Genomic DNA, 10,147 nt, shown 5'->3' on the forward strand with positions numbered 1-10,147 from the left:
CGTTGAACCACTTCACTGTACCTGTCGCCATAACGTTTTCTCCGAAGCGCAACGCGCATCTCGCATGGACTCGCGCGATTCCGACAATTCAATCCGAGGATGTCTCTGGGAAGGGCCGCTAGGGACCGTTCGAAGGGCACAACGGCTTGAATTTCGCCAGGGTATATAGCTCCTTCGGGAATACAAGCGGAAACGCGAGAAACAGCCGTTGGCCTACTACTATTTAGGCTCGTCAGAAACGATCAGAGGGATGCCTCGCGAGTTTATCGAGTTCTGGACGTCGTAACGGCTCGCTCCGGCGAGGCCCGGGCGCGATGCTTGGGGAAAATGCGCGACAGGTGCTCTGGCACGAACTGCACTCGCTTAGGTATTTGTAGGGGATGATCCGCGATTTACTCTTTTTCCTATTCGTCATTGCGGCCGCGATTTTCGTAAGCGCTTAGCCGCAACCCTATTGATGCTGGCTTGACGCTTTGCGGAATCGCCATGGCATGAGGTCGTCGATTCCGCTTTGGGGGTGGCCGGCGATGATCTCCTCGAGTGTTTGGGCGATGTAGGCGGCGGGGTTAACGTGGTTGAGCTTGCAGGTGGCAACGATCGACGCAAGCAAAGCCCAATTTTCGGCCCCGAGCTCATGACCGTGGGCCGCTATGGCCGCGACCGTCGCCCGTCATCGAGGAAGCGCGTCAGTCCCGGCAAATGGTTGAGTGCGTTAGCGAATGTCTTCCGCGAGCGTCGAGCCGCTCGAGATCATCGACAGCTGTTTCTCGAACCATGGCTTCAACGCAGCGACGATGGGCAGCGAATGCTCCTTGCGTGCGGCCAGCCGGATGCCCGGCGATAGGCCGCGGACCTTGGCTTCGATGGCGTAAAGCTGTGCGATCTGCCGTACCGCGGCCTCGGCGATCGGCGACCTGCTGTTGCGCGCCATTTTGACGAAGCGCTGCCGCAGATGGCTCCAGCAATGCGCCAGCGTCCACGGACCTTGTGGCCGAGCCAGCGCCGAGAGCCGGTCTATAGTCGCGACAGCTTCTACCGATTCAAGTAACTGTACGACAAAGGCGGCGAGCTGGCGCTGGGCGACGGGCACGGGCTGGAGATGGAAGCAGGCGCGACGCCGCGTCTTGCGGTTTCTTGGCCCTGTCGCCGTACACCGGCCCAGCGGCGAGCACGAGAAGAATTGCGATGGTTCGGTTCGTGTGCAGTTCCTTCGAAAGTCTCAGCGCGCATCACGCCCGTAGGCCGGGAAGCGCCGGAGCAAATTGATTCGATATCGAATTTCGGGGCCGGTTTTCGGGCGAACTGATAGATCTCTATATCGTACCGGTCACCTACCGTATCTGGCAGCGCTCGCTATTCGATCTCGTTAAGCATGTGTTAGCGACGCTCGCGACGCGCAAGCACGGCTCCTCGACGAGCGCGCCCTCGCACCTATGTTCGCGAACAGGGCGTTGACGCTCAACTAAGGGATTGACTTAGCAGACGCTGGGTGATCGTCGATGATCGACGAGTCTCCTGCTCGCATGCGCACGATCATATTCCGCCCCAGGTCGTGTGCCCCCGGCGGCCATCTGCGCCCCCTCTCGGCCGACCGCGACGAGCCAACGAAGTCGATCAGCAAAGAGGTCGCGAATCAGAAAAACACCCAAGCAAGCGGACCGTTTCCACCGGTAGCTGTGCGAGCCTGAGGCGTCATCGGAGAGAGCCGCAGCAGTCGCTGCTTGATCAGGCGTGGCCGAATTACTCGGTGGAGGCGCTCGCTCCTGCGCCCGTTGGCCCTCCTCAAATCTCAGTTCAACACCCCCGTTTAAAGCCAACCGTTTAGCAAGACACGCTGAGGAAAGCACGGGCAAAATAGCGCAGCTGCTTCGGTGTGGCATTGACCTGGATCACTCGCGGGTGATGCGTTCTAGCCAGCTTGCGGCTCTGCCAGAGCTCGTGCCGGTGCCTTCCGGCGGACGTGCCCGGGTTGCTTCCGGCCGTGCGCCTGCCCGCGACGAGTTTGGACGATAGGTTTGTTTTTCGAGCTATGGCTGATTTTGGGTGACGCGGCCTGATCAGGCGGCGTGGCTTTCAGTGTTCGGAATGACTTCGATTCCGTCGATGAACTTTACACCGGCGATGACTTTCGGCAACTGGTTCGTGCTCTTCAATCGCCGCCAGGTCTTCGATGCGGCGTCGATGAGCTTGAACACCATCAGCTTCGCGGTTTGTTGCGACAGCGATCCCTTGGTCCGCACCGTTCGGTGGCGCACCGTGGCGAAGACGCTCTCGATCGGGTTCGAGCTGCGTAGGTGGATCCAGTGCTCAGCAGGGAAGTCGAAGAAGGCGAGCAGCGCATGGCGATCCTTGATCAGGCACTCCACCGCACGTCCGTATTTGACGTGGTACTTCTCGGCGAAGACGTCGATTGCGGTTTCAGCTTCGGCCCGGTGTGGGGCCAGATAGATGTTCCGCACGTCGTTCTTCATGGGGCCCTGCACGGATTTGGCGACCTTGTCGAGTACGTTGCTCACTTTATGGCACCAGCATCGTTGGTGCCGCGTGCCGGGAAAGGCCTCGTCCAGTGCCTTCCAGAAGCCGAGGGCGCCGTCGCCGATGGCGAGTTGCGGGGCAGTCCGTAACCCGCGTTGCCGCAGGTCGATCAGGAGTTCGCGCCAGCTCTGCGCGCTCTCGCGCACGCCGACCTGGAAGCCGATCAGCTCCTTCTTGCCTTCCGGCGTGGTGCCAATCAGCACCAGCATGCATTCGCTGTGATCTTCCATGCGGGCCTGCAGGTACACGCCATCGGCCTAGATGTAGACATAGCGACGCGCCGACAGATCGCGTCTCTGCCAGCGTTCGTACTCGACCTGCCAATCGGCCTTCAGGCCGGCGATCACCGAAGGCGACAGGTTCGGCGCATCCTTGCCGAGCAGCGCCGAGAGCGCCTCCTGGAGGTCGCCGGTCGAGATGCCGCGCAAATAGAGGACCGGGATCAAGGCATCCAGGCTCTTCGTCCGCCGCGCCCATAGCGGCAGGATTGCCGAACTGAAGCGGAGGCGGTCGCCTGGCCCGCTCGCTCCGCGGTCGCGGACCTTGGGACGAGCGACCTCCACCGGACCGATGCCGGTCGCAATCTCGCGCACCGGACCGTGCCCATGTCGGACCAGGCGCGCTCGACCGTCGGGCAGCGTCAGATTGGCCGTGCTGGCCAGAAACGCGTCAACCTCGATCTCGATCGCCCTGGCAAGCAGGTCCCGCGCGCCGGCTCGAACGATATCGGTCAGTGGATCATCAACCGCGGACGGCTGACGGAAAGCAAGAACATTGGTAGTCTCGGTCATGGCGTATCGCTCTCCTCGAGAGGTTCTGGCAGGCTCGTCACCCGCCTCGATACGCCGCCTTCCTCACACCGTCATCACCCAGATTCCGCCATAGCTCTTGTTTTTCCCGGCGTGGCCATGCTGTCATGCACATCGATACTCTCAATCGCACCCCCTCGACGCTCGTCGGAAAGATTTCGGCATGTCGAGACCCTGAGTGGCACGCCAATCGATTTGCGGCGGCTCCATTGATGCCGCGACATCTCGTTCGGACTTGCAGGACTGTCGCTGAAATCGTCGTACGCTTTGGCGTGAGCCGCGAGCTGAGGCTTCGCGCCCGCACGTTGGGGCTCGCAATCACATAAAAGACCGCCTCGCCAAGACGGTTTTTGTCGTCTCCACTGTGGCCGACCCCGCCCGGCGCTTGCCGGTGCCGGCGATGTCGCGAATGGATTGAAGCCACTGTTGAGATCGGGTCCATTGTTGTGGCCCATCTGATCGGCATTCTTCGGCTTCTGCGGGCGATCGTCCCTCACCTTCGCGGGACCGGACGCGGGCAGCAGCTCGCCCACGGCGTTGGCATGAAACAGCTGGCAGGAGTCGAGCAGCAGCGGGTGACGGATCGTCGATATACCCTCAAGCGGCGCCGAGGACGGCAGACATAGCAGTCGCGGTTTCGATGACCGTCCCGAGCAGCTTGATGCCTTCCGCGAGCATGTATAGATGCTCTCGGCGGGACTCGTCGTCCGCTTGGTGCCGTCTAGCAGCTCGGTAGATCGTGCGGCAGATGCCGCGGCGATTCGGCAGCGAAAGCTCTAGCCAAAATGGTCCAGCTTGCCGGGTCAGATCAGCCCAGCCTAGGGCACCAGCTATTCTACGTCTAGATCTCAGACGCGCTTCACCATCTGGAAACGAAGATTTGGAAGTCAGCTGGAAGGCGTAGCTGGCCTCGATTGAATGGAGGCACGTTCTTTGCGCGCTCTGAAATGTTTCATGACGACGACGTAGAAGACCGGCACAAAGAACACAGCGAGGACCGTTGCTGAGATCATCCCACCGAATACGCCGGTCCCGATGGCGCGCTGGGTTTCGGCGCTGGCGCCGCGGGCAAACATTAACGGGACCACACCGAGTGCAAAGGCCAATGAGGTCATCAGGATTGGCCGCAATCGAATTCTGGCTGCTTCGAGGACGGCCTCCGTAAGCCCACGCCCTTGAGTGCGAAGATTGTTCGCAAATTCGACGATAAGGATTGCGTTCTTGGCTGAAAGCCCGATGATAGTTATAAGACCGATCTTGAAGAAAACGTCATTCTCGAGCCCACGCAGATGCACTGCAAGAACAGAACCGATCATTCCAAGCGGCACGACAAGCATCACCGAGAACGGTATTGACCAACTCTCGTAAAGCGCTGCCAGCACTAGAAAGATGACCAGCATGGAGAAAGCAAGCAGGATGGGCGCCTGCGATGCGGATTGCTTTTCCTGCAGCGACTGTCCGGTCCACTCGACCGTGAAACCTGCGGGCAATTGTGAGGCTAGTCTTTCCATTTCCAGCATCGCATCGCCGCTGGATATCCCGGGTGCAGCTCTGCCGGCAATGCGTACGGCCGGGTACCCGTTGTAACGCACGAACTGCATGGGTCTGGTTTCCCAGACTGGGTTGACGAGTTCTGACAATGACACCATGGCGCCCGTATTATTGCTGACATACAGCTTAAGCACGTCATCAACCTGCATCCGGCGCTCCGCATCGGCCTGCACGATCACCTGTTGCATGCGCCCAGCGTTCGGAAAATCATTGACATAGGTCGAGCCGATCGCAGCCGTCAGAGTATCACTGACGACGATGAAGGATACGCCCAGGGCTTCAGCCTTCTGTCGATCGATCTTGAGGTTCACGCTCGGCCCGTTTGGCAGGCCTTCGGCATGGACGGCTCGCACGAGTTTGCTCTGAGCCGAAAGCTGCAGCAACTGGGCCTGTGCTGACATCAATGCATCAATGCCGCGATTAGCTCGATCCTCCACGCGCAGTGAGAATTCAGCAGTGGTCCCAAGCGATTCGATGACGGGCGGCTTCAGACTCATGATCACGCCTTCCGGCGCGCTGACCATGGCTGCCGTTGCAGAGGCGATCTCGTCGTCAAGCGTCCCCGTCCGTTCTCTCCAATCCTTAAGCGTAGTGAACGATGTCGCGGTGTTCGGCCCAGAGCCGGAAAATCCGTAACCGATCAGCGACAGGTTGCGCGCAAGGTTTGGGCGCGAACCGATATGTCGATCAAACTGACTGACAATTTTGATGGTGCGCTCTGCCGTCGCGTCGGCGGGCAGCACGAACGTCGTGATAAAACTGCCTTGATCTTCTTCAGGTACAAACGATGACGGCAGACGCATATACGCAAGTACGAGAACAAGGCATATCACGGCATAGAGCGCCATCATCCTGCCGGTCCTTCTGACCATTGTAGTAGCCCATCCGATGTAGGCGTTGGTCAGCCTGTCGAAGGTGCGGCTGAAGCTGCCCAAAAGTCCCCGCCTCTCGTGGCGCCCGGCATCGATCGACTTAAGGAGCGTAGCGCAAAGTACGGGTGTCAATGTGAGGGCAAGTAGCGCTGAAAACAGGATCGACACCGCCATCGATAATGTAAACTGCCGATAGATGTTGCCGACGGACCCGCTTGCGAGCCCCAGCGGAACGAACACTGCTGACAGAACCAGCGTGATGCCTATGACCGCACCCGTGATCTCCTTCATGGCTTTCTGCGTAGCTGCTTTGGGGGGCAGCCCCTCAGTGACCATAATGCGTTCCACATTCTCCACCACAACGATAGCGTCATCCACAATAATACCTATTGCCAATACCATACCGAACATCGTGAAGACATTGATGGAAAAGCCAGCCACCCACATCACCCCGAAGGTGCCCAGCAGTGCGATCGGGGCACTGATCGCTGGGACCAGCGTGTACCGGATCTTCTTGAGAAACAGCAACATGACAAGAAAAACGAGAATCATTGCCTCGAATAGGGTCTGAAAAACGTTTTTGATCGAGATCTTCACGTATGGTGTGGTATCGAAGGCGATGGCATAACCCATTCCGTTCGGCATGGCGTGCGCGAGTTCGTCGAGACGAGCCTGGACGGCGGCGGCCGTGCGGACCGCATTTCCACCCGGCGCTAATTGGATGCCGGCAGCCGTCGCCGGCTTGCCGTTCTCGCGGATCGCAAAAGCGAGGCTTTGAGCGCCCAGCTCGACGCGCGCGACATCCCCCAGCACGAGCTTTGAGCCGTCCGGCTCGGAACGGAGCAGTATGGCCGCAAACTCTTCTGGTTTCTGCAATTGCCCTTGAACCGTGAGCGGGATACTGACCTTCTGCCCGAGCACGGCTGGCTCCGAACCAACGCGTCCTGGCGTAATCTGCGCGTTCTGTGCCTGGATCGCTCCTGTGATATCGGACAATGACAGCGAATAAGAGACGAGCTTGGCAGGATCGACCCAAATGCGCATTGCTCGTTCCGAGCCAAACGCCTGCACGCGACCGACCCCTTCAACACGCTTTAATTCCTGGACAATGTTCCGCAACATGTAGTCGCCGAGGGCAAGTTCGTCGTACTGACCATTGTCGGAGCTGAGGGTGACGATCATGATGAAGCCGGAGGAGGCCAGTTCCAAAGTCACGCCAATCCTGCGCACCGGCCCAGGTAGACGTGCTTCGACAGTCTTCAAACGATTCTGGATATCCACCTGCGCCATTTCGGGGTCGGTGCCAGGCTTAAACGTTGCAGTGATGCTCGCCTCGCCCGACGGATCGGCGGTCGACTCGAAATAGAGCAGGTTCTTGACGCTGGACAATTCCTTTTCAATGAGACCGAGAACGCTATCGTTGATAGTCTGGGGTGCGGCCCCGGTATGCATTGCATATATGCCGACCGTCGGCGGCGCGATGTTCGGAGCGCGAGAGACCGGCAGTTGCGGAATCGCCAGGACCCCGGCGAGAACGATGAATATCGCGATCACCCATGCGAAGACAGGCCGCTCGATGAAGAATTGAGGCATGGCCCTTCGCTCTCAATGGCCCGCCTGTACGGCGGCGTCCTGCGTGAATGGCCTTGAGTGCACCGTGCCCCCATCTTGCACGCGCTCGTGCCCTTGCACCACGACAGTGTCGCCGGCCTTCAGGCCCGAAGTAACAATGTAGCGGCCAGCCACAATTTCACCGAGATTGATGAGGCGGCGGGCCGACTGCTTATTGTGATCGACGATGATGACTTGCGCCCGGCCTGCTGAATCGCGGATGACGGCTTCCTGCGGCACTAGCAATGCGTTATGTCGCACGCCGCGGGGTACGCGTGCCCGGACATACATGCCTGGAAGCAGAAATCGTTCCGAGTTCTGCATCTCGACTCGCAAGGTGACATTGCCCGTGCCGGGATCGACGTTGATATCGGAGAATAGCGCCCTTCCTGTGACCGGATAAGGTTTTCCACTCGTAGCGATAATCTCAATGGGTATCTTCGACGCGTAGTCGAGCTGGCCAGACTGGGTAGCCTCACGGATCACGTCGATCTGCGCGGCAGGCCGGCGAATATCAACGTAGACCCGATCGATCTGTTGGACGATCGCCAGAGCCTTGGTCCCGTTAGCTGAGACAAGCGCGCCTTCAGTAACGAGCGCCTGGCCAATCCGTCCAGCGATCGGCGCCCTTACTGTTGTAAAGGCCAAGTCTAGCCTGCGGCGCTGAAGTGTCGCCTGGGCTTCGACAACATTCGCCTTCGCCTGAGCAAGGTTGGCGAGCGCATCATCATATGCATCACGACTGATCGCATTGCTGGTCACTAGCTGTTTGGCACGATCGAACTTACTTTCAGAGCGGATCAGACCAGATTCAGCTCGCTGAAGCACCGCAGCCGCGCTGTCGACCTCCGCTTTGAACGGATCAGGATTGATCTGAAACAGAATCTGGCCGGCCTCGACCTCCGAACCCTGGTCGAACAGGCGCTTTTCAATGATCCCCCCGACCTGCGGCCTGATCTCGGCGGTCCTGTAAGCAGCCACGCGCCCCGGCAATTCATCAACGAATGTCACGGCCTCGGGCTTCACCTTCAGCACGGTAATGACCGACGAACTTACGCCTGATTGCGCGGCCGGTGCTTCGCTGGATTGTTCGCCGCCGCATGCAGCGACGAACAGAGCTACCTGCAGAGATAACCACAAGCAAAACATATCGAGGCGGCGCGCCATTGTCCTGGATCCACAGGGATACGGGCGGGATGAGCACAGGTTAGCTATTGGCCGGCATGTGCTGACCAGTCATGGACCTCACTGTGAACCTGGTTCAGCATTCTGCGCCAGAACGCGATTTAGGCGCGGCGGGACTATCATTCTGACGACGAAGAGTGGACGCGCCAAGCTTAGCTGGTTCCGTTTTCGACCGCAAAATAGATAAAGTGGCAATCTCTAGATGTTGTGAGTTCAAGGAATTTCGCCTTTTGTTCGCGATCATCGTCTTGCAGACCGCCGCTTATGCCCGAGTTGCTAGTGTTTACCCACTCTAACGGCGGAGATCAGCGTTCTCGACTACCAAAAGTAATAGGCAAGCCAGGCGATTTTAGAGCATCCGCCGAGCTGAATGAATCTAAAGGGGATTGATCGCGACGGGACGTCTCGCGACGTCGCCCCTCCCACACAGCCGGGCATGCGGGTCCGTACCACGGCGGTTCGACTGAGTTAAGCTGGCCCAGGAGCAAGTATTCGGCGGAGACCAAGAGCGTTAAAGAAGTGGTGGCGCACGCGTGCTGGACGGAGGGTGCCCGGACATTCGCCAGGGCCCCGCCGGCGAACGAGCGGCAACCGATGCGGCGAACTTCGCTAAGCGCGAGGCGGCTAAGCTCCGTGAATCGCTTGTGCCCGTTATACCATTGTCGCCAGAGATACCTTCGCAGTCTCCGGCGAATCCAGGCTTCGAGGTTTGTAAGCACGCGAGGGGGTCGTGTCGCAGCTGGTGGTGTGGCTGGAACGAAGCCGCTCGCGAAGCGCGTCCCCCAATAGCGCCGTAGCGAGCCAGCGGCTTTGCGGGTGGTCACCGATCATTCGTCGGTAAGGTTCGGGTTGCCGCCGCTTTCCGAGCGAGCCCGACCAGTCAAGTTCGCGCGTTTTGAAGCTGTGGCGAGCGACACGATGGAAATTGCGGTCGGCGATGTCGCGGTGCGGATCGGCGGCGATGTAGAGCTGAGCAGCTTGCTGCGGTCATCCGTGCGGTTCGGCAGACATGATCGGGCGGGCGTTCAGGTTTACGTGCCAGCATGCCGCCGGCCTAGTTGGGCCCGAAGGTCAGGGGCGCGCGTTAGTTAGGTTAGGTCGCCTACATGCGGCCGAAAGCCGCCCACACCCTGTCTTCGCCGTCCCAGCTGCCGCGGCTCGCCGCGTTGGAGTACTCCGTGGCGCGCTGCTCGAAGAAATTGGCGTGCTCGACGCCATTGAGAATCTCGACGAGCCACGGTAGCGGATGCGCCTTGACCTGGGCGAACCCGCCCTCTTTAGCCTCGAAGAAGCCGAAGACCGGGTCAATTCGGAGTTGGGTCAGTCGCCAGTCGGCGACGTAGCGGACGTAGGCGTTGATCTGCTCAGGCAGCATACCCTTGATTGTGCCGAGCCGAAGGCGAGATCGACGAAGTTCTCCTCCAGCTTCACCATGATCTTCGACGTCGACGATGTCCTCGCGGACGGAGCGCGTCACCGCGCCGGTTTCGCGGTGCCATTCGTGAAATAGCTTGATGATGCCCTCGCAGTGGAGACTCTCGTCGCGCACTGACCAGCTTACGATCTGTCCCATGCCGTTCATCT

The 10,147-nt window shown here is 59.5% G+C and carries 5 protein-coding genes and 1 pseudogene; all 6 read right to left on the reverse strand.

What is annotated here, in order from left to right:
* Nucleotides 1–451: 451 nt before the first annotated feature.
* Nucleotides 452–610, reverse strand: coding sequence for a transposase domain-containing protein (locus I6F35_RS40400; protein WP_225122886.1), 159 nt, complete (start codon nucleotides 608–610; stop codon nucleotides 452–454).
* Between the two features lie 102 nt (nucleotides 611–712).
* A complete protein-coding gene (locus tag I6F35_RS39035; RefSeq protein ID WP_225122887.1) occupies nucleotides 713–1,090 on the reverse strand; it encodes a transposase in 378 nt (125 codons plus the stop codon).
* A gap of 967 nt (nucleotides 1,091–2,057) precedes the next feature.
* Nucleotides 2,058–3,326 (reverse strand): annotated as a pseudogene (locus I6F35_RS39040) (IS256 family transposase).
* Nucleotides 3,327–4,231: 905 nt separating this feature from the next.
* Complete coding sequence (locus tag I6F35_RS39045; protein ID WP_225122888.1) at nucleotides 4,232–7,360, reverse strand: multidrug efflux RND transporter permease subunit; 3,129 nt, start codon at nucleotides 7,358–7,360, stop codon at nucleotides 4,232–4,234.
* 12 nt (nucleotides 7,361–7,372) lie between these two features.
* Entirely contained in the window at nucleotides 7,373–8,545 is a 1,173-nt protein-coding gene (locus I6F35_RS39050) for an efflux RND transporter periplasmic adaptor subunit (RefSeq protein ID WP_225122889.1), read from the reverse strand.
* A 1,120-nt stretch (nucleotides 8,546–9,665) separates the two neighbouring features.
* Nucleotides 9,666–10,147: ribonucleotide-diphosphate reductase subunit beta (locus I6F35_RS39055; RefSeq protein ID WP_225122890.1), on the reverse strand; the 482-nt coding region annotated here is incomplete at its 5' end.

It is taken from the genome of Bradyrhizobium sp. BRP22 (genome assembly GCF_020194175.1).
In the GTDB taxonomy this organism is placed as follows: domain Bacteria; phylum Pseudomonadota; class Alphaproteobacteria; order Rhizobiales; family Xanthobacteraceae; genus Bradyrhizobium.